A 26933-nucleotide genomic window follows, 5' to 3' on the forward strand; every position below is an offset into this window, starting at 1 on the left:
GCCGCTCGTGCGGCCGCTATCCCAAGAACGGGAACGACGGATCGATCACGTGCATCTCCTTTAGATGCGACCAGAAGCTTGGTGGCGCCGCGCCGTCGACCGCCGCTACGGTTCGTGCGATGTTGTGCGGACTGGAACTGCTGATCGCGACAGCTTGGATTCCTGGGACGCTGCGAGCAAACTCCAGGCAGGCGGCTGCCGGCGCGACGTCGAACCGCTGACACGCGGTTTGAAAACGCTGCCGCCAATCGAGCAGCTCGCGATCTTCGGCCGATTCGCCGGTGACGACACGGTAGTCGTAGAACTTGCCGCCGAGCGCGAAGCCGGCGTTAAAGACCGCGGCGTTTAAGATCCCGACTCCGGCTTCATCCAACTGTTCGATAAACGCCAGCAACTCCGGCGGATGTTTCATGATCGTCAGCGAGTTGGCCAGCATCACCCAGTCGAGATCGACGCGATCGCAGACGTCGCGGATCGAAGTCCAATCCTTGGCTCCCACGCCAACGCCCAAGACCTTCCCGTCGCTGCGCAGCTCACCTAGCGCACGATAGGCTTCTTCGATGTCGTGCCAACGCTGCTTGCGATCGGCGGGATCAGTCGCCGCAGCGAGATACTCATCGGGATCGTGGACCGAAACCAGACCGGCTTGGTAATCACCAAGCAGTTCGTTCCCTTGGTGATAGCAGCGGAGGATCCCTTCGTAACTGATCTCCTGCCGCGCGTCGTGCGTCAGCCCAAACCAAGCACCCGGTTCAAACGTAGGCTCATCGCCAACCAGCGGCTGGCGAGTCCAAGCAAGCTTGTTGCTGATCACCACGTCGGCGGGATCGATGTTCAGCCGCGACAGCTCGCGACCGATGATCTCCAACGACATCCCAGCGCCGTACTTGCCGGCGGAGTCGATAAAGACAGGGGCTTCGACGCGGCGAAACCACTCAGCAACGACCTGCTGCTTCGCCTCGTCGGGGACCTCGGCAAACAGGTTCCCCAAGCTGGTCGAACCGAATACGACCGGCGGAATTCGTAAACCGGTTTTGCCAAACAGCTGTCGTTGCATCGAGCTTTACCGATTCAGAAATTACCGGTCGAAGAACTGCTTGATCGCGTGAACCGTCGCTGCGCGACCGGCGCGAGCGATCGAGGTCGTCAACGGAATCTCTTTCGGGCAGACCGCGACGCAGTTCTGAGCGTTACCGCAAACCTGGATTCCACCTGGCTCGGTCAGCGCTTCCATCCGTTCATCGGCCATCATCTTGCCGACCGGATGATCGTTGAACAGCATCACTTGGCTGATCGCATTGGCACCGATAAACGCGTTGTCGTATTCGGCGTTGCAGCGGGCTTGGTAATCTTCTTCCGACTCGCCAGTGATCCGATCGACTTCGATCTTCTTGTACTGAGGGCAAGCGTCCAAGCAGCAACCACAGCTCATACACTGGCTCAACGGATAAGCCTGCTCTTGCTGTTCGCGACTCTGCCGTTCGCCCGGTCCCATGTCGTAATACCCATCGACGGGCACCCAGGCTTTGATCTTCTTCAGCCCACGGAACAGACGTGATCGATCGACCAACAGATCGCGAAGCACGGGGAACTTGGTCATCGGAGCCAGTTCGATGTGCGACGGTTGGTCAGCCAACAACTTGTCGACCAACGCCGAACAACTCTGTCGCACGCGGCCGTTGATGACCATCGTGCACGATCCGCACACCTCTTCCAAGCAGCCGCAATCCCAAGCGACGGGAGCAACGTCTTTGCCTTCGACGGTCTTCGCCTGGGCGGCGACCTTCTGCAGCACGCTGATCACGTTCATCTCGCGCTCGTACTGGATACGATGACGTTCCCAGTAAGGCTTTTTACCGGGTCCCTCTTGGCGCAAGATCCGGACATCGATCGTATCGGGCATAGATTTTTCAGGTGCAATCATTGGTATGAAACCGGTAGGCGTGGATCGATTTGATTGTTGTTAGTTGGCTGCGTCTTGAGAGGCTGTCGCGGCGGCGGCTTTCGCCTTGGCAGCCCGTTCGTTCCAGACCTCGCTGATCACTTCAGCACCCTTGAGGCCATACAGCCGCGGACGCGGAGGAATCAGCGACGTGTCGACATCTTCGTATGCGATCGACACATCGTTCCCTTCCCAAGTGGCAACGGAACTCTTCAAGAATTTCTTGTTGTTCTCTTCGAAGCGATCGCACCACGCTTCGGCTTCGCGGCGACGATCGGCATCGTTGTCGCTTGTCAATTCGGGCATCGAGAAGGCTGGCTTGAAGTGAGCACCGCGGCACTCATCCCGCTGCAACGCACCCTTCAACAACGCCTTGGCCAACGGGAACATGTCCTGAACCGCTTTGGCAAAGATCACGTTTTGGTTGGTCCAGGTGCCGGTATCCGACAGCGAAACCTTCTGCACGCGTTGATGCAGATCGTCGACCGTCTTGATCGCTTCTTCGAGCTGTTCGTTCTTGCGAACCACGGTCGCCGCGCGAGTCAACACGTCGCCCAGTTCTTGATGGATCAAGTAAGGGTTTTCGCCGCCGGCACTCTGGTTCAACAGAGCATCGTGACGTTCCTGTTGCTTGCGGACCGCAGCTTCCACATCGCTGGTCGTTGCTTCGCTGCGACCTTGGATGAAGTTGGCGATGCCAGGACCGCTGAAGAGGCCCGTGAAGATGCAACTGAGCAGCGAGTTGGCACCCAAACGGTTCGCACCGTGGTAGTGGTAATCGCATTCGCCCATCGCGTACAAACCGTTGATGGTCGTCATCTGGTTGCGAGGGTTGCCCGCTTCCATGCCGCCGTCGGCCGAACGGACGTAATCGGCCCACAAGCCGCCCATGCTGTAGTGAACCGCAGGGAAGATCTTCATCGGTTCGTCGCGTGGATCGACGCCTTGGAACTTCTCGTAGATCTCCAAGATGCCGCCTAGCTTGCGGTCCAGTTCGGATCGCTCGATATGAGTCAGATCCAAGTAGACGCACATCCGCCCCGCTTCGACGCTCAATCCGTCGTTGACGCAGACGTCGAAGATCTCGCGGGTCGCGATATCGCGTGGCACCAAGTTGCCGTATTCGGGATAGCGTTCTTCCAAGAAGTAGTAGCGTTCGTTCTCGGGGATCTGACGAGGCGAGCGAGGATCTTGCGGCTTCTTCGGAACCCACACGCGTCCACCTTCGCCACGCGCCGATTCGCTCATCAGTCGCAACTTGTCGGCGCCTGGAATCGCGGTCGGGTGAACCTGAATGAACTCCGCGTTGCCGTACTTGGCACCGGCTTGGAAACAGCGACTGGCCGCACTGCCGTTGCAGAAGACGCTCATCGTGCTGCGGCCGTACAACAAACCGCAACCACCACTAGCGACGACAACTGCCGACGCGGGGAAGCCGCGAATTTCCATCGAGACCATGTCTTGAGCGACGACGCCACGGCATTCGCCATTGCTGTCTTGGATCGGCCCCAAGAAGTCCCAGAATTCGAACTTGCGAACCAGTCCTTCGCTCTCACGGCGACGCACTTGTTCGTCCAACGCATACAGCAACTGTTGGCCGGTGGTTGCGCCCGAGAAGGCCGTTCGCTTGTAAAGCGTTCCGCCGAAGCGGCGGCGGTCGATAAAGCCTTCGCCGGTGCGATTGAACGGAACGCCCAAGCGATCCATCAACTCGATCACCTTTGGCGCCCACAACGTCATCTCTTTGACAGGCGGTTGGTGCTGCAGGAAGTCACCACCGTAGACGGTATCGTCGAAGTGCTTCCATTCGCTGTCGCCCAACTGACGCGTCTGGTCGTTACAAGCGTTGATGCCACCCTGGGCACACACGCTGTGCGAACGCTTGACCGGCGTCAGACTGATCAGATCGACCGGAATGCCCAGCTCTGCCAGCTTCATCGTGGCAGACAGACCGGCCAGGCCACCGCCGATAACTACGACCCGTTGCTGGGACATTGATGACTCCAAATGATATAAATCGGTGTGTGTTTGATGATTCGTTAGGTAGGATGCAACGCGGCGAGACTACTCTGCCGCGGAGGTCTCGGACTCGGCAGTCTTTTCGTCACCAGCGGCGGCTTCGTCAGCCGTGCTCGCGTCGGCGTCGGTTTCCGCTTCCTCGGACTCAACCGCTTCGGGAGCCGAGCGTTTGTGCGGGTCGTCGAAGACGGCGCCCGATTCCAAGCCAGCTTCGTACATCCGATCCTCGACGATCCGAGCTTCCTCAGGATCGACAGTCAACGCGCCAACCCAAGCGGTGATCGAGATGATGCCGACCAACAGGCCGATCCCGCCACACAACATCGATGCACGTTTCTGAGCTGCAGGCGAAACCCACAATCCCCAGGTGATCCCGGCGGTCCACAGACCGTTAGCAAAGTGGTAGACGCACGAAAGGACACCGACCAGGTAAAAGGCGGGCCAGAAAACGCCGTCCATCGCGTGAGCCAAGCTGGATGCCGCGTTGTAAGGCTTGAACTGAGCCATCCCCAGAGGTGTGGCGATGTAGTCCAACCAAGGACCGAAGTGGAACCAACCATGCAGATGGAAGACGTGCATCGTGATGTAGATGAACGCGATGTAGCCGGTGATGCGCTGGAACCGGTAGCGGCGATTCGCAGTGTATTTGTAGCGATCGGTGTTCGATTCGCCGGTCATTGCGATCCAAATGCCAATGAAGGCGTGGAACAACAGCGGCAAAAAGATGAAGCCCCATTCGACGACAGGCAGCGCCGGCCCCAGACTGTGGATCTGATTCACCATCCGCTGGAAGGCCCCAGGCCCCGCCATCAGGCTAGCATTGGTTGTCAGGTGAACGCACATGTAGAGCCCGATCGGCACGACACCCAACAAAGAATGGATGCGGCGAATGGCAAATTCGTGCTTCAGAAAAAATGAAGGTTCAGTTTGCGTTGACACAGAACATACCTACCCCTCGTCTGAGGGTGCTGATGGTGAGGTAAAGTCTCGGTGGGTCTAACCGAAAAGTCGCGGTGATGCGTAACTTTTGCGTTAGTTTAAGGTTGCTACGGCGGGCCGCAAGCATAGTTGAGCGATTCCGACCTGGATCGAAAGCCCTATTTTCGCATATTCTCGGTTTGCAGGAAACCACAAGATTGTGGCTGCGACGAATTGGCAAACTGTGTAAGTTACCAAAGGCACGGTAGCAATTTATCAGTCATAATAACCAAGACGACTCGAGTTGCGAGCGCTTCGTCCTCCTTGGCCTCGAATTTGCTCGACACCTTGGATGCCATCGCGCCACCTGACAAATTGGCAGAATCATTTCCGCTGCATGTGGCAATATGCCCTAGAGGCCTCTGATGAAGCTGACGAAGCCCAACCTATTGATCACCGACGACGATCGCGCGTTTCGAGAGACGCTGCGAAGCGTGTTGGATCGGTTCGACTTTGAGATGTATCTGGCCGAAGATGGCGAAGAGGCACTGGAGATCATCAGCCGGCACCAGGTCCATCTAGCGCTCTTCGACGTCCACATGCCCCGCTTGAGTGGTCTCGAAGCCCTCACGCGAATGCGCGCCTCGGGGCTCTCTCTCCCCTGCATTCTGATGTCGGCTGCTCTGGACGAAGCGATCTGCGACGCAGCCAGCAAGCTGGAAGATGTCTCGGTGATCCCCAAACCGCTGAAAATCCGTGAGATCTCCAGCGTCGTCACCCACCTGCTCGCCAAACGCTACGGCTGGCAAGCCGAATCGCCCGCCGTCGATCGCCCCGAATGACGTCACTCTGACGACAGCGATATCAAATCGACGACATTCTGTCGTCCTGGCCAGCTCTTCGTTTCGCTGCCTGCCATCGATCGCAACCTATTGTTGCACAGCGACTTAGCAACACCCGAGCGATCTCTTCCCGCGGTTTGGCACACTGCATGCGATATCGATAGACCAGGTCGCTTTGATGGCGACCCGCTGTCGCCAAGCACAGGCACCGCAACGATTGCGGCGACAGCCAATCGATCGACGACCCTGGGAGCTAGAACGGCTCCCCCCCTCCCAAGGAACACGAAGATGCGTTACCTAACTGCAACCCTCGCTATCGCCCTGCTGTCCACCGCCACCACCACCGCACGAGCCGACCACCGGTTGGAAGCGATCGCCCACGATTACCACGAATCGGTCCATATCCTGGCCGATTACATCGCTCACGATCGCCACAGTTCGCATTATCTGAGCCGCTATGTCAGCCGACTGGACGACGTTTCGCACGACTTCTATGAAGCCCTCGTTCACGATCCGTATCGCTCGCGAACCCGCGGCCTGTTCGACGACGTGCGTTCGCTGCACTACCGCGTTCGCAGCCTGCTGGGTCACGGCTGCCGAGCGTTGCCCGGCGCTGCCGCAGTCTGGCACGACGCCGATCGCCTGTATTCGCGACTGTCGCACGCCTTCTCCGACAACCATCATGGTCACCACCACCACCCCCACCGGGTCGGACGCGTGATCCTGCCGCCAACAACGGTCCCCTACCCTCAAAAACGGGTGGAGATCCGCGTGGAAGTGCCACGTAGCCAAGGTAAGCCCAACAACCGCGACCGATTTGATTCGCGAGGCCCCTCCAACAACCGCGACCGATTCGATGCGGACCAATCTCGCTACAACCTGGACCGCCAACGAATCGAACGTAAAGAAAGCAATCCCCGCAAACTGAACCAACGCCCCTCAACCTCGCTCCGTTCGGATGTCACCAACGAAGCGGTTAGCCGCCTGCTGACGTCGCTGTCCAACTGAACCGCGACGGACGCCTCAACACCCAATAAAAAAACCGCGAGTCGGATTCGACCCGCGGTTTTTTATTGGATTGGCTGAACGAAAGGCTTTCGTTCCGCCGGCGTTACGCCGAGTATTCCGCTCCGAAGAACTCTTTGCTCGCGTCGACATCTGGCTTGATGGTGCGAGCGCCTTCGGTCCAGTTCGCTGGGCAAACTTCGCCGTTAGCTTCGAAGTATTGCAGTGCTTTGCACATTCGCAACGCTTCGTCAACGCTACGTCCCAGTGGCAGATCGTTGACGACTTGGTGACGGACAACGCCGTCCTTGTCGATCAAGAACAGACCACGCAAAGCGATGCCGCCGTCCAACAAGACGTCGTAATCGCGAGCGATCTGCTTGTTCAGATCGGCAACCAATGGGTATTGGATGTCGCCCAAACCGCCTTGAGCGCGGGGGGTGTTACGCCACGCCAAGTGCGAGAAGTGGCTGTCGACCGAAACGCCCAACAGTTGCACGTTGAGAGCTTCGAATTCTTTGGCCGCTTCGCTCATCGCGATAATTTCAGTCGGGCAGACAAAGGTGAAGTCCAATGGGTAGAAGAAAAGCACGACATATTTGCCGCGATAATCGGTCAGGCTGATCGATTTGAACGATCCGTCGGCCATCACGGCCTGCGCGGTGAAATTTGGCGCTTCGTGGGTTACGAGCTGTGTCATATTCGGTCGGTCTCCAGATTGGGATGCCCATGAATTGTCAAAGCACCGCCTGCTGCGGGGCCCGTCGCGACGACACCTTGTGTAGCCAGGGATGACATAAATGCCCTCGTGAGAGGACGCAATGGTGTCAATCCAAGCCACAAATGGCATCGAGCCGCGAGCGGCATTGTAGGTCCGATGGCAAGTATCCGAAACTAGGCCATCGCATCAAATCGCCCCCCCCACCCGGCCGGTTTTCGCGGAAAGCGTTCTGTGGGAATGACCGCCGGTTTGTGCTAATCTAGTGAGACCGTGAGTGGCTTCGATGAGGACACTCCGACGCTTCCTCGGCACCGCCCGCTCCTGGGCCTCCCCCAACCGAGCGTCCGAAGTACGGCAACATCCCCCTATGCCCCACCTGTCAATATAAATGGAGATCCCGAATCCCATGAGAGCTTTGATCCGTTGCATGTTCCCCGTGAACTGCCTGTTTGTATTTGCATTGCTTTCGGTCGCGGGTTCGAACAGCAGCGCCCAGCCGGCGGCGACAGCTGAATTTGCGATCCCGGCGACCGATGAGGGACTGCCCGGCGACGGACCGCTGCGACGCGCAGACTGGTTTAAGAAGCTGTGGGAATCCCGCCGCAGCCTGTGGGCGACTCAGGTTCAACAGGATCAAGGCGCCGTCGTCTTCTTGGGCGATTCGATCACTCAGGGCTGGGGCTCAAAGCTGAACGAATATTTCGCCGGAATGAAAGTTGCCAACCGCGGCATCAGCGGCGACACGACTCGCGGCGTTCTGATCCGTCTGGAGGAAGATGTGCTGTCGCTCAATCCGGCGGCGGTGGTGATCCTGATCGGGACAAACGATCTCGAAGATCAAGCGGCCCCCGAGGTGATCGCCAGCAATCTGGAACTGATCATCGCGGCGTTGAAGCAGCACAATCCGAAGATGCCGATCGTGCTGTGCGAAACCTTCCCGAGCTCGGCTACCAAGTCGCGGCCAGCCGACAAGATCAGCAAGGTAAACGACCTCTACAAGGCGGCCGTCAAAGGGGACAAACAAATCACAGTCGTCGACACCTGGACATTGTTCGCCGACGAAAACGGGGACGCTCCCAAATCGGAATTCCCCGATCTGCTGCATCCCAATTCCAAGGGATACCAGAAATGGGCCGACGCGATCCGGCCGATCTTCGCAACGCTGGGCTTCCTGGAAACGGAAGCGGACGACTTCAAGGTCGAACCCGGATTTGTCAGCTTGTTCAACGGCAAAGACCTCTCGGGCTGGGGATATCGCCAGCGGAAAACACTCAAGCCGTTGGCTAGCTTCGAAGGCCCCGCCAGCACGGACGGACGTTACGTTGCGATCAACGGACGCTTGGTCGTGACGACACCCGCCGAAGGCCGCAAGGGACAACAACTGTGGACCACCCAAGAGTTCGGCAACAACTTCACGTTGAAGCTGCAATTCCGAGCGACGCCCAACGCCGATTCGGGCGTCTTCATTCGGGGGCCACAATTGCAATGCCGCGATTATCCGCTGGCCGGTCCTTATAAGAACCTGAAAAACTACAAGCCACAACAATGGAACGATCTTGTCGTGACGGTTCGCGGCAACGTGGCCCACTGCACCTGTAATGGCGAAGTCCTCGAAGCCGAAATGAAGGTTCCCGACTCGGGGCCGATCGGGCTCGAGGGAGACCGCGGTCAGATGGAATATCGTCGCATCCGAATCAGCGATCCCAAAGCCAACCAATTCAAAGGAGCCACGTTGATGAGCTTTAACAAACTGACCCCCGAAGAAGAATATGTGATCGTTCGCAAGGGGACCGAGCGTCCAGGGACCGGGGCGCTGTTAAACAACAAGAAGAAAGGGACCTACATCTGCCGTCGCTGCAACGCTGCGTTGTACAAGAGCGACAGCAAGTTCGAGAGTCACTGTGGCTGGCCTAGCTTCGACGATGAAATCGAAGGGGCTGTCCGTCGCAGCGTCGATGCCGACGGACGCCGCACCGAGATCCTCTGCAAGAACTGCGACGGCCACTTGGGACACGTCTTCTTAGGCGAAGGCTTTACCAAGAAGAACACACGACACTGCGTCAATTCGCTGTCGATGGCGTTTGTCGAAGAGGATGAAGAACTGCCGCCAGTGGTCAAGCCACCGGCCGACGCCAAGCCCTAGTCTCGATCGTTGCCACGATATCGCTGCCGTCTGTCGCCCTTGGGGCCGGACGCAGCGATCAGGCGTCACCGACGAGAATCTGGCCGATGAGGACCCAAATACCGGTGAAAACAATGCCAAGGCATGCATGAAAGAAGTCGGGTGTCATGATTGTGGGGATCCTAATGCGTAGCGCGGACAGTTCGATTGCCAGCTCGGCTAAAATCCATAGCCTGTCCAAATTGAGATCCCTCTCATGGCATCAGTGACCTAGATCGGAACTCCACCGAAAAACCTTCACCCTTTTTTTGACTGCCGGCACGGTTTACGCAATCGGCCCCGTTTACCAACCACCCCGCGACGCGGATCCCAACAGAAATATATGCCCTCCAGCCACGACCTCCCCGCGTCCGCGGATCCCAATCCGCAGGTCATCCCGTGGCTTTCTTCCCCCGAGGCGCTCGAAGCAATCGACCGCGCCGAGGCAGCCGGGCAAGCGACCGTCGCCCGGACCGCAGCGCTGCGAAGAAAGATCGGCCCCGACCGCGCCGCAGCAGTTCTCTCCGCAGCAGCAGCGCGAGGCAAGGCGATCGACAAATGGGGCACCGGGCCATGGCTGGTCACCGATCGCGGGATCCAACAAGCGACCGATCGGGCGATCGCCAGCTACAAGTCGCGGCGCGTTCCCGCCGGGTTGGAGATCTTCGACTGGTGCTGTGGCGTCGGCGGCGAAGCGATGCAATTGAGCGACCGCGGCCCGCTGACGGCGATCGACCGCGATCCCAAGATCGCTGAAATGGCAAGACACAATCTGGGCGTGCATCGCGAGCAGCAAGCGGCCAGCGAAGTCGCTGGCTGGGAGTTTCGGTCGACGGTGATCTGCGACGACGTCTTTGCTCACCATCCACCAGCCGCTGCCTGGTTGAACCTCGATCCCGATCGCCGCAGTGAATCCAACACTGCCGGGACCAGCCGAGCAACGCATTGCGATTACCTGCAGCCGCCGCTGAGCGATTGGTTGCCGGTCGCAAAACAAGTCGCCGGCGCGTCGATCAAACTGGCTCCAGCGACCCAGTTGCCCGAGGAGTGCCACGAGCTGGGAGAGCGCGAATGGATCAGCCATCGCGGCAGCTGTCGCCAGCAAGTGCTGTGGCTCGGTGAGGCGAGTCCGCCTGGAACGATCCGAGCGACCGTTGTCACCGGAGACGATTCGGCGACTAGTTTCGCTGTCGATCAGCTGCAGCAGTGCGAGGAAACCGACACCTGCGAAGCGTTTGCCTTCGACCTCGATCCGGCGGTTCGCGCGGCGGGATTGAGCGAATCGTATGCGGCGGCCAAAGGCTTGCGGGCGCTCGGTGGACCGGCTGGCTTTTTCACCGCCCAACAAAACGCTATCGACGCGTTGGCTCAACCGTTCGAAGTCCTCTGGCACGGCGTTGCCGATATGAAAAAGCTCCGCCAAGCCGTCGCTGCGCTCGACGGTTGCGTGAGCGAAGTGAAAATCCGCGGGCTCGATTGGAAGCCGCCGACGATCATCAAGAAGCTGGGTCGGCGAGAGGGGAGAAAACTGACGCTGCTGGCCAGCCGAATCGGTTCGTATTGCGGAGCGATTCTGGCGGTCCGGCCATAAAAAAACGCGGCCCGTTTTGGGACCGCGTGTCTGCAAATCAGGGCGTCGTCGCGGAACGATCGACGCCAATGGCAACGTCAGCTGGCGTTACTTCTTGACGACTTCGAAGCCGGTCTTGAACGCTTTTTCACCGAACAGCATTTCCAGCTGAGCGTCTCCTTCGGCTGCCGCTGCTTTGCCTTTGCAGCCGCCACAGCAGAACGCAACTTTGTGGTTGTCGACGGTGACCGATTGATCGGAGTTCGCATCGCGGCCAGCGAATGGGCAATGGACCTGTTTGGCCTGGCCGGTGACGAACAACTGCAAGTTCGCTTTGGCTGCGTATTTCTTTTGATCGGCGACAAATCGCTTCATGCAGCCAGGGCAGCAGAAGTAGACCTTCGCATCCTTGTACTGCGTCGATGCGGCGGCATCGACGACGGTGAATTCGGTCCCGGCAACGGGGCACTTGCACTTCTTGGTCGCAAGCGTGTCGTCAGCCGCGCTGGCAAAGCTGGTGAGTGTGGCAACAGCCAACAGAACGCAAATGACAGGATTGGAAGAGCGCATGAATTTCCTCTTAGTGCGTGGAACGGAAGGATGGGAATCCGGAATCGAAAAATCGCGGCTCCCAACAGGGATGGTAACCAAGCCCGACGAAGATCGCAAACCTTACCCAAGCCGACTGAATTAAAACGTCTCGGGATATATCACGATTTCGACACGGCGGTTGGCGGCGCGGCCGACGGCGGTTGTATTGTCGCCACGGGGGTAATTGGATCCTTGCGCGAGCGTGAACAATTGCTGCGGTGGCAGATTGTTACGTCGCGTTAGATGCTCGAAGACCGCTGAAGCTTGGGCGGCGGAGAGTTGATGGTTGCTGCCATACATTCCGCCGTACAACTGCTGGTCGTCGGTGTAACCTTCGATGCCAATCTTTTGGCGGGGAAAGTTCTGCTGAATTGCGGCTGCAATGGGATCGAGCATCGCGGCGGCGTTGCCGGCGATCTGAGCTGAATTGCGTTGGAACAATTGGTCCGAAGGAATGCGAATCCGGATCGCTTCGTTTTCGAACGAGACAGGCAACCCGCCCAGGCTCAATTGGCTGGCCGCTTGGCGGAGATTGGTGTTGGGCGTGATCGTCGCGCCGCCACGGAAGCGGCTGGAAGCCTGCAGGCCCTGGAACTGCTGTTGAGCATCGGCGGCGGCGAGGTGCGCCTCCTGCATCCGACCGGTGACTTCGGCCAACTGAGTCCGCATCAGATTGACTTCGTCTTTGTAGACCTGCGACTGCTGTTCGGCTTGGGCGAGTTGTGTATGCAGTTGGCGGTTGTTATCGTCCAAGTGCCGGACGCGGCGTTCGAGATCGGCCAACTGGGCTTGCGCCGCTTGCAGCGAATTCGGATCGGCGGCCATCGCAACTCCAGGCTGCCCGCCGGGCCATGCCGCGCCGGGGTTGCTGGCTAAGCGAGGGTTCTGCGTACAGCCAGCCAAACCTGCTGTAAGACAACAGACCCAAAGCAAGGCGATCGTTTGATTGGTTGTACGCATGCCGGTTGATGTTGAAGTGACCTTCGCAGAAACATCCTTGGGGCCAAGCGTAGCAAGGCTGGCAAAACCACAGCAAGAGCATTAATGGCGGGCGGCGGAGATCGCACCGCCAACAAACGCTAGCGCGGGTCGCGTTGCAATGTTAAGTGTCCGGCCCGTTCGCAGCGGGAATCAAAAATATATGCACCTCCGAGCTGGCGTAGCGGTAGACTGCGCCCCCTCACACAAGGCTCCCCCAGGACAGACATCTGACATCATGATTGTGATTGGAATCATCGGCCCGCCTGCGGGCGGAAAATCCACCATTGCGGGGACCCTTGCGGAACAGGGGGCAGCATGGATCAATGCCGACCGCTTGGCTCACGCTGCGCTGCGGATGGGTCGGGTAAAGAATAAGCTTCGCGAACACTTTGGCGATTCTATTTTTAATGCCGCCGGCGCGGTCCAGCGATCCGCATTGGCAGCGAAAGTTTTTGGGGATGACCCTACCAGTAGACGGCAGTTAGAATATATTGAAGGCGTGCTACATCCGGTCGTTGGGCAGTTGGCGACCCGGAAATTGCAACGTCTAGCTGCTCAACAGCAGTCCGTGGTCGTAATCGATGCACCGCTGTTGATCGAAGCGAATTGGCATTTCCAATGCGATGAAATTTGGTATGTCGATTCTCCGTGGGAATTGCGGATCCAATGGATTGCTAAGCGATCTTGGACGCCTGAACAACTTCGCCAACGCGAAGCGCGTCAGCTATCGCTAGCGGAGAAACGAAGGTACGCAACGCGGATCCTCGATAACTCCCAGGGGCCTCCTCACACCAGGCGGCAGATACTTGCTCTCTGGAGTCAGCTAACCAATTAACAACAAAATCCACCGCAGCGATGGCTGACTGTCCGCGTTATTGCTTTGCCGTGTAAGATAGTGACAGCAAAGCTCTTATCCCAAATGCGTTTGTCGATGCAGGATGCATCCTCACACAACCCAACAATCCTGCCGACAACGATTACCCATCTCCTTCCTGATCGCCCGCTTGCTCGCAAGCTAGGTTAGCTCTCCTATTCGATTGACCCTAATCATGGAACCTCGCAAACCCAATCGCCAAAATTCGTCTCGCCCACTGCAACGCGGCCGCAATCAGAGCTTTGGTGGTGGTGGTGCGCGACCACGTCATCCCGACGCCGAGGTCGATCAACGCATCCGAGAACTCGACGCCGAGCGCGACCCGCTGTCGCTGCCCGAAGAGATCGTCGTCGAAGCAACCCGCGCCGGCGGTTCGGTCGGCGTGCCGCAACAACGCAGCGACAACGCACCGATGAACCTGGCGCAGCTGCAGCTGCTGTCGCGAGAGGAACTTGTCGCTTTGGCGGAGGCCGAAGGGGTGACCGACATCGAAAAGTGCAGCCGTTTGGATCTCAGCTTCAGCGTGCTCAAGCGCCGCATGGCCAATAACGGTTTGATGTACGGGGAAGGGACGCTGGAGATTCTGCCCGACGGATTTGGGTTCTTGCGCAGCCCCGACGCTCACTATATCTCCTGCCCGGACGACATCTACGTCTCCCCAAGCCAGATCCGCCGTTTTGGTTTGCAGACCGGCAGCTCGGTCGCCGGACAGATTCGGCCTCCGAAGGAGAACGAACGCTATTTCGCCCTGCTCCGCGTCGAAGCGATCAACCGCCGCGATCCGATGGACCGCCAGCGGAACATTCGCTTTGAAGACCTGACTCCACTGCATCCCAATTCCCGGATCATCATGGAGACCGATGCCCATGAGATGTCCTCGCGGGTCATCGATCTGTTGGCGCCAATCGGATTTGGCCAACGCGGTTTGATCGTCAGTCCGCCGCGAGCCGGTAAGACCGTCTTGATGCAAAAGATGGCCCGTTCGGTTCTGGAAAACTATCCCGACGCCTACGTGATCGTACTCCTTGTCGACGAGCGGCCCGAAGAGGTCACCGACATGGAGCGGGAGGTCAAAGGCCCGCATTGCGAAGTGATCAGCAGCACGTTCGACGAACCACCAGCGCGACACATCCAAGTCGCTCAGATGGTGATCGAGAAGGCTAAGCGAATGGTCGAATACGGCATCGACGTCGTGATCTTCCTCGATTCGATCACACGCCTGGGCCGCGCTTACAATTCCGAGGGTGGCGGCACCGGCAAACTCCTTTCCGGCGGTTTGGACGCCGGCGCGTTGCAGAAACCCAAAGCCTTCTTCGGATCGGCTCGCAAACTGGAAGAGGGTGGATCGCTGACGATCCTCGCAACCGCACTTGTCGACACCGGCAGCCGCATGGACGACGTGATCTTTGAAGAATTCAAAGGGACCGGCAACATGGAAATCGTGCTGGATCGCAATCTGGTCGATCGACGGATCTGGCCTTCGATCGACCCAGGCCGCAGCGGCACGCGACGCGAGGAGATGTTGATGGATGACGAAGAGCATCGTCGGATCAGCATCTTGCGGCGCGTGATGGCGGAATTGAATCCGCCCGAAGCGATGGACATGCTGATCAAACAACTCAAGAAGACCCAAAACAACGCTGAGTTTTTGCTCAGCCTCAAGGAAGTCGATTGATCATGAAGACAGAGATTAACGGAACTCAAGGCCCTCTGCCCGAAGGCAAGGTCGCCATCGTGGTATCGCGGTACAACGAATCGATCACCGGTCAATTGCTGCAAGGAGCCCGCGAGACGCTGCAGGCAGCCGGGCTCGCCGAAGAAGACATCCAAGTGATCTGGGTCTCGGGAGCGTGGGAACTGCCGCTGCCGACCTCTTACGCCGCGCGTCGCAAAGAAACGCTGGCGGTGATCACTCTGGGGGCGGTGATCAAAGGGGAAACAACGCACGACGAACACATCAACCGCAGCGTCTGCAACGCATTGATGGACATCGGCCTAGCGACGGGCAAACCGGTCCTGTTAGGGCTGCTGACCTGTAACACCGTCGATCAAGCGATCCAACGCGCCGGTGGCAACATGGGGAACAAGGGATCCGAATGTGCCGAAGCGGCGCTCGAAATGATCCGCGTCGTCGACCAGATGCAAGACCAAGGGACTCCCAAAGTCGGCTTCCATCGTTAGACCGTTTGGTTTCCTGCTTCAGAGTGCCGGTTCCCGGGGCGTCGTGCCGTCTAGCGCAACAGCGTCCAGAAGCGTGGATCCAGGCGACCGATGATCCATCGCGGCAATCCGCTGACCTGGCGGATGCGGCGTTTGGTTCGTCGCTGCACTTCCAAACAGGTTTGTCGGGCTAGTCGACTGCCGTGGCCGTAGCGTTGTCGAAGATGAAACTCGGTCAGCTTGGCAAACTCCGGATAGATTGACGTCACCCGTGCGGCAAACTCCGTTTGCGTTTCGCCATACTCTCGCTGCACTCCCGTTTCAGCCAACTGCAAGATCGTCGCCCGCTGGGTGACGCGGATCAGTTCCTGATCGGCGGCGAAGCGAGGCGACAGCAGGATCCAAGCCTTGGCGGCATACAACAACACGATCGCAGCTAACAACGCCCAGGGCAGATGGACCATCCGCAACGGAAAGCCACGCGGCGGCTGGACCGCTTCTTGGACCTGCTTCTTACGCTGGTCCTTCTTCCTCGCCTTGTCGGCCAGGAATTGGCTGACCGTTTTATCTGGTTCTGGGGGTACCTGCGTCGATTCGTCGATCTTCTCGGGCATCGCATCGATGATCACCCAACCCGCGGCCTCCAGATAAATCTCCGCCCAGGCGTGCGCATCGGTCGATTGAATCAAGATCGCCGACGACTTGCCACTGCGTTCGGTGGGGACCATGTACCCGGTGCCGATCCGAGCCGGAATGCCCAGCGAACGCATCAGGTAGACACTCGCGTGGGCGATGTGAACGCAATAGCCATGGCGAGCGCCAAACAGAAACTGTTCAGCCGGATTGTTGTGTGGGTCTTCGAATTTCGGGTCTTCCGAATACGTCGTGTTCTTCTCCAGCCAACGTTGGATCGACAACGCCTTGATCATGGGGGAGTTTTCCAGATCGTCTTCCAAGTCGGCGGTCGTCTGCTTTTCAACGATCTCGTCGGCCAACGCTTTGTAGCGGGGATCGTCGGGAGCTTTGGTGTAGTGAGCCCACACGGGATCGTCCCAGTCGGAGTCGCCGGGAGCGCAATAAAACAAGTTCGCGTATAAGTCGAAGACCTCCTCGTCGACAACCGGATCGATCAACACGCAACTTGTCGCGCGATAGGACTGCCGAAAGTACTGCGGGTCGGGATTCGGAAGCGGGGCAAACGAAATCATGCTCGGCAACCCAAACGGCCGCGGTTGCTCGGCGACCAGATTGACAACCGTCGGGACGATCCGGTGCATGTCTTCGGGCAGCGGAATCCCGCCGATGAAAACCTCCTCGTTGGAAAAGCTGCTGGGAATATCGGTGTCGAACCGATCGTCGGCCGCCACCACCAATCGCTTGCCGTTGAAGAGACTGACGGACGTCTGACGAAAATACCAGATCTTCTCGTAGGGCTGAATGTCTTCTTCCAGCAAGACCAAGGCGATCGGTTGCGGAGTCTTCTGCTGGGAAGAGGCCGAGGGAAGCGGATCGTCATCGACCGATGATCCTCGCGACGCGGAAGAGGCTCCGCCACCCTGGGAACCCGAACCGCCGGAACTTGCCCCGCCAGCCGCTCTCGATCCACCGCCCCCTTCAGCTCCCGAGTCGCCGGATTCGTTCGCCTCTCCACCGCCATCGGATGATCCGATGGCACGCAAGCCGCCTGGAGGCTCGATGAACTCGGGCGTTGGGTTTCGCAAGAATCGACCGCCGATCCACAGCAGCAGAACGAACAGTGCCAACAGTGTCAGCACCGACGTCGCGGCATGCCGCCCCGTCGTCCGTCGCATGTTGGCGATCAGCCCAGTCGTCAACGCGGCGAGTCCAAGCAAGGCGAACAGCGTCGGAAGCTCGTAGCCCTGGATCCCGGCCCAGTCGGCGAGGAAACGCGGGTTCCCCCAGTGATAGTTTCGGTGAGCGGCGAACCGCAGACAGATCGCCGCGATCATGACCACTGGGTCGAGCATCGAAAACGCGCGGCTGCTCCGGCTGATCGATCGAACCAACAGCACGACGCCGATCGCCAACATCGCCAGCGTCATCCCTTGTATCGCGATCAACGTCGCCGGAATGCCAATCAGAGACGGCACCAACCACCAACGCCCCAGCAGTGCCGGCCCCACCAACCCGACCACGATCAACGCCATGCCGATCGACGCCGGCACGACATTCCGCAGCGATTGGCCAACGTGCCAGCGGTACAGCCAGACTCCCGCGACGGTACCGATCCCAGCGGCGAGCACCGCGGCGGGACTGGCGACTGCGGAACTGAGCAGCATCGCCGACAAGCCGTACCCGACGGTCAGCAGGATCGCCTGCATGCGAGTTTCAGGCTGCCGTGCTTCGACGCCAGCGGCAACTTGGTTCGGCGGGGCGCTTGCGTGACTCATGCGACCTCTCCTCGATATCCGGCGGTCGACCACGCGTGCCCCGAGCGTCGATGGATGATCCGTGTCGAGATCCCAGCGGCCGACAACCGGTCGACCACGGCCTGCACTTGCTGCAATTGAATCATGTCGCCCGGATCGCGATGAAACGCCCACGAGGGAAAGAAGCGATGGCGTCGCGGCGGCGCCGGTTCATCGACGCCGATGATCGCATCGATCTGCAACTGCGACGCAGTCTGGCCGGCGACGACCCGATCGATCCAAGCTCCCGGTTGGCTCGGAACAAACGCGACGCAATGTTTGATCACATGGTCTTGGATCGTCGATCCGATCCCCGCGACGATCCCACCACCGCTCTGCCGCGCGTCGGCCGACAGAATGATCTGCTCGATCGCTTCGGCTGAACTATCGGTTGCCGCCGCCGATCCATCGGCTTGGAACAAGATCTCTTCGCCCGCCTGCTTCAATTCGGTCACGATCGTTCGGGCGACGCCAGCCGATGCCTGGTCGCCAGGCCCCGCAACAAAACACGCGATGGTTTGCGACATGCTGGCGATCGAATTCTCCGGTTGCCGGACCAACAATTGCCGCGTCCGCGCATAGTGTTTCCAAAGCACCAATTTCAACGGATCCCCCGGCCGATAATGTCGCATTTCAACCAGGTCGCCATGCGGTTTGCCATTGGGATGAACCAAGTCATCGCCCTGTTGGTCGCGACGAACCTGCGCGATGCTGCATCCGGCGGCAGGCATCGGTTCGACGCGGACGGCTTGCGCAAAGGTTCTGCAAAACTTCACGCTGCTCAATCCAAACACGTCGCCGACTTCGAACTGCCGCACGATCTCGCTGCGCTGCATCCGTTGGCTGGCACGGATGGTTTCGTGACAACCGTCGCGACCGCGCGACAAATCGACCTGCACGCCGTCGCAATTCAGCCAACGAATATTAACGACGACACAAGGAATCGACGCGAGCAACGGCAGCGTCAATCCGGTCTCGCACTGGACCGACTCCATCGCGTCGATCCGATCGGGAACCGGCAGATTACGAAATCGCAACCACAGCCCGGTCGCCAATACAGCTAACGCCATCACCGCGATCACAAACAACCCGCCCACACAAGCCGCCAACAGCAAACGATCATGCTCTTGCAGCGCCAGATACCGCAGCGCGACTCCGGCCACGACAATCGAGACTGCACCGCGCGCGGTCAGTGGGATCCAGTCGAAGCACGCCCGAAGAGAGCGTTTCACCGTATTGAACATACGTATCCTCGCAGCGGACTTGGAGATAAATGGCGTTGGATCGACCGCATGGTGAACCGCGGCGGACCCAATATTTTTAGAACGATTCGATTAAGATACCGAAATAATGGTCGACTGCAGGGATGCTTTCACTACTTCCTTCAGCTATTTTTTAGATTCCTGCAATGACTACACCGCCTTGTCTCGCTTGCCTTCCCTGCGGTTCCGAGGCATCGCAATAGCAGTCGGCGAGTAGCAACCAGTCATCCAGTTCCAACGCGAGCCAGGCACAGTGCAAACGGTTACGACCCTTTCGGATGTCTCCCAAGTTTATCGATCGCTCAAGGCATCCTGCGAAGCGGAGGTGCAAGGGCGTTCCGATGTGATCGATCTGATTCTGATCGCATTGTTCGCCGACGGACACGTGCTGCTGGAAGACCATCCCGGATCGGGAAAGACGACGCTGGCCAAAGCGCTTGGCAATTGCATCCATCGTCCTTCCGATGCCGATCCACGCTTCGCGGCGTTCCGCCGGATTCAATTCACCCCCGACCTGCTGCCATCGGATGTGACCGGCACGACGGTCTTCGATCCCAATCAAAATCAACTGACCTATCACCCCGGCCCCGTTTTTGCCAACGTCGTCTTGGCCGATGAAATCAACCGCACCAGCCCCAAGGTACAGTCGTCGATGCTGGAAGCGATGGCTGAAAAACAGGTGACGGTCGACAACGTGACGCATCCGTTGGAAGAGACGTTCCTGGTGATCGCGACGCAAAATCCACTGGACCAAGCTGGCACCTATCCGCTTCCCAAAGCCCAGCTCGATCGCTTCTTATTCAAGGTTCGGATGACGTTCCTGTCGCGGGAGCACGAATTGGAAGTGCTGGCGATGAAGTACCCGCAGTGTCGCTTCGATTCGTTTGTTGCGGCGGAATTGATCGATGCGCCGATGCGAGAGATCCGTCCCGAAACGATCGCCCAGGCGCGGCAGGTGATCCAACGGGAGGTCAAAATCGATCGCTCGATCACCGAAGCGTTGGTCGAGATCGCCGGGCGTTTGCGCGACGAACCACGAGTCGCGCAAGGGATCTCGACTCGCGCTCTGGTCGTCACGATCCCGGCACTCCAGGCGCGGGCGATGATGCAAGGGCGCGACTTCGTTTCCCCCGACGACATCAAATCGCTCGCGTTTCCGATCTTCAGCCATCGCTTGGAACTGCAACCGGGCATCTCCAGCGGCGACCTGGTTGTCGAACAGGTGATGTTGCCGGTGATCGAATCGTTATGCCGCAAGTCGATCCGATGAACTGCACCCACAAGACCATCACGACGTTCGCGCCGCGTCTGATTTTGGACGGGGTGCTTCTTTTGATCGCATGTTTCGTTGTCGGTTGCGACAGCGAAACCGACATCTATCCGCCCGCCCCCTTTGAACACGTCGGAGAAGGATTCCCGGAGATCATTGCGCTGACTAGCGAACCGTTGGTGGACGACCAACCGGCATTCGACGAGTACTGGGAGCGAAGGTCTGCGGTTTTCGAAAAGGCACGAGACGAGACGATCCTGGCGGGGGCACCAGAAATCGAAAAGGATCTCTTCGACGCAGCGCACGATGAGAACTTCGCGTTGGCTCGTAAGCTGGCCGATCAGGTTCTACAAGAGAATCCCGATTCGCTTGTCGGTCTGTACGCGATGGCTCACGTGGAAGCCTACGCCGAAAACGACTTCGCCTACGCGCTCAATTCGATCCGCCGAGCGCGAGCTCAAGCCGAGGCGATGGGGCGACGCAACCCACGCGATCCAATCGGGCAGGAGTGGTACATCTGGATTCTCGCGACCGAGTGGCACATCCTGTTTTCGTTGGACCGGTCCGAAGAAGTCATCGCGGCGGCGGAGCGGATCGAACAAATCTATGCGCCGGTCCCTTGGATGAAAGACTTTTCGTTGATCAAGCTGGAACGCTTCGACGAGGCCCGCGCGGAGATCGCCAAGTATCGAGGATTGGGGACGTTCGACCTCGATGCCGACAATTCCGTGATGGTCATCGAAGACAAACTGAAGCGACGCGAGTCGAGCCTGGAGGCGGCGCGAGCGATGTGCCAACGGTTCCCCGAACGCCGCGTGCTGCAATACAACCTAGGTTTGGCCGCCATCTCCAACGCCAGTTTTGCTGAAGCGGAGCAAGCGTTTTTGGCCGCGGCCGCGGCGACCGATGACTCAGCCAGCACGACACCCTACGTTCCTTTGGCGGCATTGCTGGTTCAACAGGGACGTTTTCCCGAAGCGCTCGACGCACTCAAGCAAGCCCAGATCGATCGCGGCCAGCGCGAGCCCTATACGCTTCATAACGACGAGGCGAATACCAACTTGGCGATCGCGTCGGTCCTGCTCGCGTACAACGAAGCGGACCTGGCGTTGCGGTTCGCGCGTCGCGCCACCGAATCGCCCGATCGCGCCGGTTCGACCTCCATCAACGAACGGGAGCTACGGATTTCGGACGGCTTGGTCCTCTGGACGATCCAAAAATATGCACGCGAGGAATTGCAGGAGCAGTTGTCGATCGGCGCTGTGCCGTCGGGCGCCGCACTCGCTCAGCTAGCCAGCTTGCAAACCGCGCTGTGGCAGACAAAGCAGAAGTTTACAAGCGAACTGATCCACTCGCTGACCGTCGATCTGGTCCGTCCGCACCGGGCGGGCGGTATCGGTATCGAATCGCAGATCCTGTCGTGGCACCAATTCATGCTGTTGGATCTGATTCCGCTGGGCGTTTTGGAAGTCGCCCTCTCCGCCGCCGAAAAGGGAGAGACACCGGATTGGGTATCGCCCTATCAGCAAGCGATCCGAGCGGGCATCCGGATGCGGAAGCACGACGACGCCGAGGCGCTGCGACTGGCAACCGCTGCGCTCGAAAAATTACCGCCGCGCGCCGAAAAGGTCTTCCGTGGCTTCGTCGCTGCGATCGCGGGACAAGCCGCATGGCGGCTGGATCAACCCGACGAAGCGATCGGACACTGGAGCACCGCGATGCGCGACTTCCCGCAAGCGTTCCGATTGTTAGATATCCAGATCCCGATTCGGCTGAGCCACCAGGGTTCCGACCTGGAACAAAAAGTCGTCGCGACGTTGGCGTCATCGAGTCGCTTTTTTGAAGACCCTCGCGGTTGCGAAATCATTGTTCGCCCGTTTCAGGATCAACAGTTGTTGATCGAAATGTTTCGCAACGACCGCTCGAGGCATTTGGAAATATTGGTTCCGATCAGCAGCGAAGAAGGATTCGTCGAAACGACGGTCGAGCTGTTTCATCAGCGGTTCTTCCAGCCGCTTGTCGAATTAACACAGGCCGATCTGGGCTCGCTGGACGGATCGCCTGTCGCAGCTCGGATGCGAAGAGAAGTCGATCAACTGCTCTCCGACTTCATCCAGGCGGAACAACCGAGCAGCGATTCGGAGCCGCAAAGCGACCCGATGTGATCTTATCGGATGCCGCGTCTTCGCTGGCATACAGAAGCAGGATCGCAGCGCTGGCCGTTTGCAGAATGAACTAGTGACGGCTCAGCGATCCAAATGTGACACCACAGCGGAGAGCGCGATCGAGACGCGCTTCCTCCGCGAGATCCCACGACGCGGTGGCTTCATCGATTACGAAGCCATCACGTCCGGTCGAAATTAACCTCGGTGGGTTACGACGTCGTCAATTGATCGAGACGTCCGGTGCTGTCGCCGATCGATTCGACGGGAGCTCCGACGATATCGAGCATCGACATGAACAGATTTGCCATCGGCGTCTCTTCGCCCAGTTCGATATGGCGATTCGTCTTGATGCGACCGCGGGCACCGCCGGCAATCACGATCGGCAAATCTTCGTGGCGGTGACGATTTCCATCGCTCAATCCGCTGCCGTACAGGACCATCGAATGGTCCAACAGCGTTCCGCCCGCCTCTTGAACCGAGTCGAGTTTTTGCAGGAAGTAGGCCAATCGTTCGGCCAAGTGAGCGTCGATCTTCTGCAGGTTGGCAACCTTTCCTTCGTGGTTGCTGTGATGGCTGATCTGATGATGGCCATCGTTAACGCCGATGTCGGGATAGCTGCGGTTGCCGCCGGCATTGTCCAACATGAACGTCGCCACGCGCGTCGCATCGGTCTGGAACGCGACGACCATCAGGTCGGACATCAGGTCGGCGTGCTCGACAAATTGCTTCGGCCGCCCGTGCGGTAGTTCCAGTTCGGGAACGCCCTTGCGGTCTTCCGCTTCGGTCATTTCGATCCGGCGCTCCAACTCGCGAACTCCGGTAAAGTACTCGTCGATCTTGCGGCGGTCGGTCGTCCCCAGCTTCTTGTCCAGCTTGCGGGCATCCTGAGCAACGACGTCCAAGATACTTTTGCGATAGAAGTCTCGCTCTCGCGTTGCTGCGTTGTCGCCGGTTCCAAACAGTCGCTCGAAAGCCAACCGCGGCACGGTCTCCTTGGCAGAAGGTTGATGCTCGCTGCGCCAGCTGACGTTGGACGAATAGGCACAACTGTAACCGGAGTCACAACTGCCGGCGTTGCGGCTGCCCAGAACACCCAGCTCGATCGAAGCCAAGCGTGTCTCTTGACCAATCTGTTGTGCCGCCAATTGATCGACCGAGACGCCAACCTTGATATCGGTCGATGTCTTCACAGGGCGAGCGGCTGTCAGGAAGGTAGAACCGGCGCGAGCGTGATCCCCAGCACCGTCCTTCTTCGCGCGACCATTGTCCAACGCCAAACCCGAGACCATCGTCAGCTTGTGCTTCAGCGGCTGCAGCGCCTGCAACGATTCCCCGAGTACCAACTCCGGTCCCTTGGCAGGCTGCCATTTCGGAACGATCACACCGTTGGGAAAGAAGACGCAGGCCATTCGAGTCGGTAGCGTTTTCGACGATGGAGCGGCCATCACCGAACGGGCCATCGGCGTCATCGCTTCAAGCAGCGGCAACCCCATCGCGACTCCCAAGCCACGCAACATGATCCGTCGATTGATTTGTTGATTATGTACCATCGTTTTCATCCTCGAGAACAGGGGCCGTTTGGTATCGGAAAGGTCTACTCAACACGATCGCCGTTGCGATGTCCCGGAATTTCCAGCCATCCGCTTCGGTCGCCGCGACGATATCTTCCACCACACACTCATCCTGCCGCGTCAATTCGCGGCCCAGTGCGTAGGTCATCAATCGCCGGGTGAGTTCGGTTACAAACATCGTGCCGCGAGTCTCTCGCAGCATCGCAATCATCTGCTGTGCATCGTCGAACGATTCTCCGCTAGGGAGCGTTCCGGAGGCGTCGATCGGATGTTTTCCATCGCGATCTCGCCACTGCCCGGTGACATCAAAATGTTCGAAGCTGAATCCGATCTGATCCATCACGCGGTGGCACGAGGCGCACATCGCATTGTCGCGATGGATCGCCAATTGCTCGCGGAGCGGAGCGTCGGGATTCGATTCGTTGGTCGCCTCTAGTTCGGGGACGCCCGCGGGTGGATCCGGCGGCGGGGTACCAAGGATGTTCTCCATCACCCACTTACCCCGCTTTACCGGCGAGGTGCGAGTGGGATTGCTGGTTAGCATCAGGATGCTGGCTTGAGTCAGGATCCCCTTGCGACCGGTTCCCTTCAGCGAGACGCGGCGGAACTCATCCCCCTCAACGCCTTCGATGCCGTAGTGATCGGCCAAGCGTTGGTTCAGGAACGTGTCTTGCGAATCTAGCAGGCTCAGCACGCTGCCATCGCCTCGCATGCAATCCGTAAACGTCAGACGCGTTTCCTGGATCATCGCCTCGCGCAGCTTTTCGTCGAATTTGGGGAACTGCTTTGGATCGGGGGCCAAACCGCTGAGGTTTCGCAAGCCGAGCCATTGGTCGGCGAAGTTCTCCACCAACGCTTCCCCCTTGGGCTCTGCGAGCATCCGGTTGACTTCGCTTCGCAGCACCGCTTCGTCGGTCAATTTTCCCTGCTTGGCAAGATCGCGGAGCCGATTGTCGGGCATCGAAGCCCAGAACATATAGGACAACCGACTGGCCAATTGATACGGATCCAATGCGACCAGCTCGCCCGGCTTCGCACCTTCGCTTGGCAATTCGCTGCGGAACAGGAAGCGAGGCGAAAGGAGCGACGCGGTGATCGCGACCTGCATGCCCCGTTCGAAGGTCTCTTCGCGTTGGACAGCGACATCGACCAGCGCCGCATAACGGGCGACGGTTTCGTCGTCGACGGGCGAACGGAACGCCAGCGGCAGATACTCTTTCAGATTCTCTTTGGCTGCATCGAGTGTCGAACGTTTGTTTCGTTGGGGGCGATGGCGAAGCAGTTGCCAGTGCGTTCCCGAGAGTCGCTCTTTGGGAATCCCGTAAGGACCTTCGAAGTACATCCCCCGCATCCGGAACTTCGGCAGCTTGTCGTCGTCCTTCTTCTCGTCGTCCTTCTTCTCGTCGTCCTTCTTCTCGTCGTCCTTCTTCTCGTCGCCCTTCTTCTCGTCGCCCTTCTTCTCGTCGCCCTTCTTCTCGTCACCCTTCTTCTCGTCGCCCTTCTTCTCGTCGCCCTTCTTCTCGTCGCCCTTCTTCTCGTCGCCCTTCTTCTCGTCGCTCTTCTTTTCGTCGCTCTTGACGGCGCGAATGTCGATCGTGTGCTTCCCCTTGGTCAGCTTCACTTTGAGCGTTTGGCGATGGACGCCACCGGTGCTATCGCGGAATTTGAAGGTCGTCTTGCCGAGCGATGTCTCGCCATCGAGGAAGGCTTCGAGCGTGACCGTCGAATCTTTTTCAACCGCAGCGGCTTCGACGATCAATCCATAATCGCCGTCGTAGGGCGATTCGAACTCGCCATGAATCTCGCCATCGCCATCGATCGTATGGATTTCAAAGTTGTTCGTCGTGTAGTTGCCTTTGATCTGGACCTTGTCGGATTGCCAGCGGGCGTCGATCTTGGTCAGAGTCCTCGGATCGGTCACAGCGACGGCAGCGACCGTCTCCGCCGCTTCGACATATTTCTCCAACAGCATCGGCGGCAGGGTCAGCACGTCGCCGTTGTTGTCGAAGCCAGCACCCACCTCGTCCGATGGAAACGCGTCGGCGGGACGGATCGTCACGCCAAACAGATCGCGGATCGTGTTGTTGTATTCGTTTCGATTCAGCCGCCGAACGGTCACCTTCCCCGGCTTGGCATCGAGATCGCAATCGTCGCCATAAAGCGTCCCCTCGATCAGCGCCAGCAAAGTCTTTCGCTCTTCGTCGGTGGGCTGGTCGACATCCCCCGGAGGCATCGATCCAAATTCGACCTGCTTGATCGTCTCTTTCCACATGCTCTCCGCAGCGATCAAACTCTCGGCAGCCGCGAAGCCCTCCAGATTGACTTCCGCCTCCTGCGTGTCGTTGCTGTGGCAGTCGAAACAGTACTTCTCCAGCAACGGAACCGCTTGGGCGGGCCAGAGGTCATCGCCGCGGAGCGCAGCGGTGGCCATACCATGAAGGAGCAAAATGCC

Annotated in this window: 20 protein-coding genes; 9 read left to right on the plus strand and 11 right to left on the minus strand. The window is 58.8% G+C overall.

The genetic code is table 11. The features are described 5' to 3' along the window. Window positions 1-16: 16 nt before the first annotated feature. The 4 genes from EC9_RS21420 to EC9_RS21435 form a co-directional block, all read right to left on the minus strand. The gene (locus tag EC9_RS21420) at window positions 17-1057 is read right to left on the minus strand and encodes an aldo/keto reductase (RefSeq protein WP_145348121.1); all 1041 of its coding nucleotides are present in this window, start codon (window positions 1055-1057) and stop codon (window positions 17-19) included. A 21-nt stretch (window positions 1058-1078) separates the two neighbouring features. Continuing rightward, entirely contained in the window at window positions 1079-1924 is an 846-nt protein-coding gene (sdhB, locus tag EC9_RS21425) for a succinate dehydrogenase iron-sulfur subunit (RefSeq protein WP_145100442.1), read from the minus strand. 39 nt (window positions 1925-1963) lie between these two features. Next, window positions 1964-3937, minus strand: a complete 1974-nt coding sequence (sdhA, locus tag EC9_RS21430; protein ID WP_145123095.1) for a succinate dehydrogenase flavoprotein subunit — start codon at window positions 3935-3937, stop codon at window positions 1964-1966. Between the two features lie 69 nt (window positions 3938-4006). After that, window positions 4007-4900 carry a succinate dehydrogenase cytochrome b558 subunit gene (locus tag EC9_RS21435; RefSeq protein WP_145348122.1) on the minus strand — a complete coding sequence of 298 codons (894 nt, stop codon included), beginning with the start codon at window positions 4898-4900 and terminating at the stop codon, window positions 4007-4009. A gap of 404 nt (window positions 4901-5304) precedes the next feature. On the opposite strand from EC9_RS21435, the gene EC9_RS21440 reads away from it, so the two are divergent. Next, window positions 5305-5721: a response regulator gene (locus EC9_RS21440; protein ID WP_145123096.1), complete on the plus strand. Its 417-nt coding sequence runs from the start codon at window positions 5305-5307 to the stop codon at window positions 5719-5721. A 288-nt stretch (window positions 5722-6009) separates the two neighbouring features. After that, window positions 6010-6729 carry a hypothetical protein gene (locus tag EC9_RS21445; protein WP_145348123.1) on the plus strand — a complete coding sequence of 240 codons (720 nt, stop codon included), beginning with the start codon at window positions 6010-6012 and terminating at the stop codon, window positions 6727-6729. 103 nt (window positions 6730-6832) lie between these two features. Here EC9_RS21445 and EC9_RS21450 read toward each other — a convergent pair whose 3' ends face one another. After that, window positions 6833-7426, minus strand: a complete 594-nt coding sequence (locus EC9_RS21450; RefSeq protein WP_145100429.1) for a peroxiredoxin — start codon at window positions 7424-7426, stop codon at window positions 6833-6835. Window positions 7427-7853: 427 nt separating this feature from the next. Between EC9_RS21450 and EC9_RS21455 the strand changes: the two genes are divergently transcribed. Then, entirely contained in the window at window positions 7854-9590 is a 1737-nt protein-coding gene (locus EC9_RS21455; RefSeq protein ID WP_246105816.1) for a methionine-R-sulfoxide reductase, read from the plus strand. A gap of 361 nt (window positions 9591-9951) precedes the next feature. Continuing rightward, window positions 9952-11199 carry a hypothetical protein gene (locus EC9_RS21465; protein ID WP_145348124.1) on the plus strand — a complete coding sequence of 416 codons (1248 nt, stop codon included), beginning with the start codon at window positions 9952-9954 and terminating at the stop codon, window positions 11197-11199. 87 nt (window positions 11200-11286) lie between these two features. Here EC9_RS21465 and EC9_RS21470 read toward each other — a convergent pair whose 3' ends face one another. After that, on the minus strand, window positions 11287-11748 hold the full coding sequence (locus tag EC9_RS21470; protein ID WP_145348125.1) for a YHS domain-containing protein: 462 nt from the start codon (window positions 11746-11748) through the stop codon (window positions 11287-11289). Window positions 11749-11868: 120 nt separating this feature from the next. Then, the gene (locus tag EC9_RS21475) at window positions 11869-12729 is read right to left on the minus strand and encodes an OmpA family protein (protein ID WP_145348126.1); all 861 of its coding nucleotides are present in this window, start codon (window positions 12727-12729) and stop codon (window positions 11869-11871) included. Window positions 12730-12985: 256 nt separating this feature from the next. Here EC9_RS21475 and coaE point away from each other — a divergent pair, with 256 nt between their 5' ends. From coaE to ribH, 3 genes are all read left to right on the plus strand, one after another. Then, window positions 12986-13585, plus strand: a complete 600-nt coding sequence (coaE, locus tag EC9_RS21480) for a dephospho-CoA kinase (RefSeq protein ID WP_218934333.1) — start codon at window positions 12986-12988, stop codon at window positions 13583-13585. 214 nt (window positions 13586-13799) lie between these two features. Next, on the plus strand, window positions 13800-15299 hold the full coding sequence (gene rho / locus EC9_RS21485) for a transcription termination factor Rho (RefSeq protein WP_145348128.1): 1500 nt from the start codon (window positions 13800-13802) through the stop codon (window positions 15297-15299). A gap of 2 nt (window positions 15300-15301) precedes the next feature. Continuing rightward, window positions 15302-15805 carry a 6,7-dimethyl-8-ribityllumazine synthase gene (gene ribH / locus EC9_RS21490; protein ID WP_145348129.1) on the plus strand — a complete coding sequence of 168 codons (504 nt, stop codon included), beginning with the start codon at window positions 15302-15304 and terminating at the stop codon, window positions 15803-15805. Between the two features lie 50 nt (window positions 15806-15855). Here the strand turns inward: ribH and EC9_RS21495 are convergent, their stop codons facing one another. Together EC9_RS21495 and EC9_RS21500 are read right to left on the minus strand one after the other, a co-directional pair. Continuing rightward, window positions 15856-18195, minus strand: coding sequence for a transglutaminase domain-containing protein (locus EC9_RS21495; RefSeq protein WP_145348130.1), 2340 nt, complete (start codon window positions 18193-18195; stop codon window positions 15856-15858). Continuing rightward, window positions 18192-19445, minus strand: coding sequence for a DUF58 domain-containing protein (locus EC9_RS21500; protein WP_218934334.1), 1254 nt, complete (start codon window positions 19443-19445; stop codon window positions 18192-18194). Before EC9_RS21500 ends, EC9_RS21495 begins: the two co-directional genes overlap by 4 nt. A gap of 283 nt (window positions 19446-19728) precedes the next feature. Between EC9_RS21500 and EC9_RS21505 the strand changes: the two genes are divergently transcribed. Together EC9_RS21505 and EC9_RS21510 are read left to right on the plus strand one after the other, a co-directional pair. Continuing rightward, complete coding sequence (locus tag EC9_RS21505; RefSeq protein ID WP_197452688.1) at window positions 19729-20745, plus strand: AAA family ATPase; 1017 nt, start codon at window positions 19729-19731, stop codon at window positions 20743-20745. After that, window positions 20742-22910, plus strand: coding sequence for a tetratricopeptide repeat protein (locus EC9_RS21510; RefSeq protein ID WP_145348132.1), 2169 nt, complete (start codon window positions 20742-20744; stop codon window positions 22908-22910). The genes EC9_RS21505 and EC9_RS21510 overlap by 4 nt, the downstream gene beginning before the upstream one ends. A 209-nt stretch (window positions 22911-23119) precedes the next feature. Here EC9_RS21510 and EC9_RS21515 read toward each other — a convergent pair whose 3' ends face one another. Together EC9_RS21515 and EC9_RS21520 are read right to left on the minus strand one after the other, a co-directional pair. Next, the gene (locus tag EC9_RS21515; RefSeq protein ID WP_145348133.1) at window positions 23120-24460 is read right to left on the minus strand and encodes a DUF1552 domain-containing protein; all 1341 of its coding nucleotides are present in this window, start codon (window positions 24458-24460) and stop codon (window positions 23120-23122) included. Further along, the gene (locus tag EC9_RS21520; RefSeq protein WP_145348134.1) at window positions 24450-26912 is read right to left on the minus strand and encodes a DUF1592 domain-containing protein; all 2463 of its coding nucleotides are present in this window, start codon (window positions 26910-26912) and stop codon (window positions 24450-24452) included. The genes EC9_RS21515 and EC9_RS21520 overlap by 11 nt, the downstream gene beginning before the upstream one ends. Window positions 26913-26933: the final 21 nt, after the last annotated feature.

Origin of the sequence: Rosistilla ulvae (assembly GCF_007741475.1) — a bacterium.
Taxonomy (GTDB): Bacteria; Planctomycetota; Planctomycetia; order Pirellulales; family Pirellulaceae; genus Rosistilla; species Rosistilla ulvae.

Excerpts from the sequence above, each read along its gene's own strand:
- EC9_RS21455 (WP_246105816.1), top strand. The coding sequence starts at position 7,854 with ATGAGAGCTTTGATCCGTTGCATGTTCCCCGTGAACTGCCTGTTTGTA.
- coaE (WP_218934333.1), top strand. The coding sequence starts at position 12,986 with ATGATTGTGATTGGAATCATCGGCCCGCCTGCGGGCGGAAAATCCACC.
- EC9_RS21520 (WP_145348134.1), bottom strand. The coding sequence starts at position 26,912 with ATGGCCACCGCTGCGCTCCGCGGCGATGACCTCTGGCCCGCCCAAGCG.
- EC9_RS21470 (WP_145348125.1), bottom strand. The coding sequence starts at position 11,748 with ATGCGCTCTTCCAATCCTGTCATTTGCGTTCTGTTGGCTGTTGCCACA.
- EC9_RS21475 (WP_145348126.1), bottom strand. The coding sequence starts at position 12,729 with ATGCGTACAACCAATCAAACGATCGCCTTGCTTTGGGTCTGTTGTCTT.
- rho (WP_145348128.1), top strand. The coding sequence starts at position 13,800 with ATGGAACCTCGCAAACCCAATCGCCAAAATTCGTCTCGCCCACTGCAA.
- EC9_RS21515 (WP_145348133.1), bottom strand. The coding sequence starts at position 24,460 with ATGGTACATAATCAACAAATCAATCGACGGATCATGTTGCGTGGCTTG.
- sdhA (WP_145123095.1), bottom strand. The coding sequence starts at position 3,937 with ATGTCCCAGCAACGGGTCGTAGTTATCGGCGGTGGCCTGGCCGGTCTG.
- EC9_RS21465 (WP_145348124.1), top strand. The coding sequence starts at position 9,952 with ATGCCCTCCAGCCACGACCTCCCCGCGTCCGCGGATCCCAATCCGCAG.
- ribH (WP_145348129.1), top strand. The coding sequence starts at position 15,302 with ATGAAGACAGAGATTAACGGAACTCAAGGCCCTCTGCCCGAAGGCAAG.
- EC9_RS21445 (WP_145348123.1), top strand. The coding sequence starts at position 6,010 with ATGCGTTACCTAACTGCAACCCTCGCTATCGCCCTGCTGTCCACCGCC.
- EC9_RS21440 (WP_145123096.1), top strand. The coding sequence starts at position 5,305 with ATGAAGCTGACGAAGCCCAACCTATTGATCACCGACGACGATCGCGCG.
- EC9_RS21495 (WP_145348130.1), bottom strand. The coding sequence starts at position 18,195 with ATGAGTCACGCAAGCGCCCCGCCGAACCAAGTTGCCGCTGGCGTCGAA.
- EC9_RS21420 (WP_145348121.1), bottom strand. The coding sequence starts at position 1,057 with ATGCAACGACAGCTGTTTGGCAAAACCGGTTTACGAATTCCGCCGGTC.
- EC9_RS21450 (WP_145100429.1), bottom strand. The coding sequence starts at position 7,426 with ATGACACAGCTCGTAACCCACGAAGCGCCAAATTTCACCGCGCAGGCC.
- sdhB (WP_145100442.1), bottom strand. The coding sequence starts at position 1,924 with ATGATTGCACCTGAAAAATCTATGCCCGATACGATCGATGTCCGGATC.
- EC9_RS21510 (WP_145348132.1), top strand. The coding sequence starts at position 20,742 with ATGAACTGCACCCACAAGACCATCACGACGTTCGCGCCGCGTCTGATT.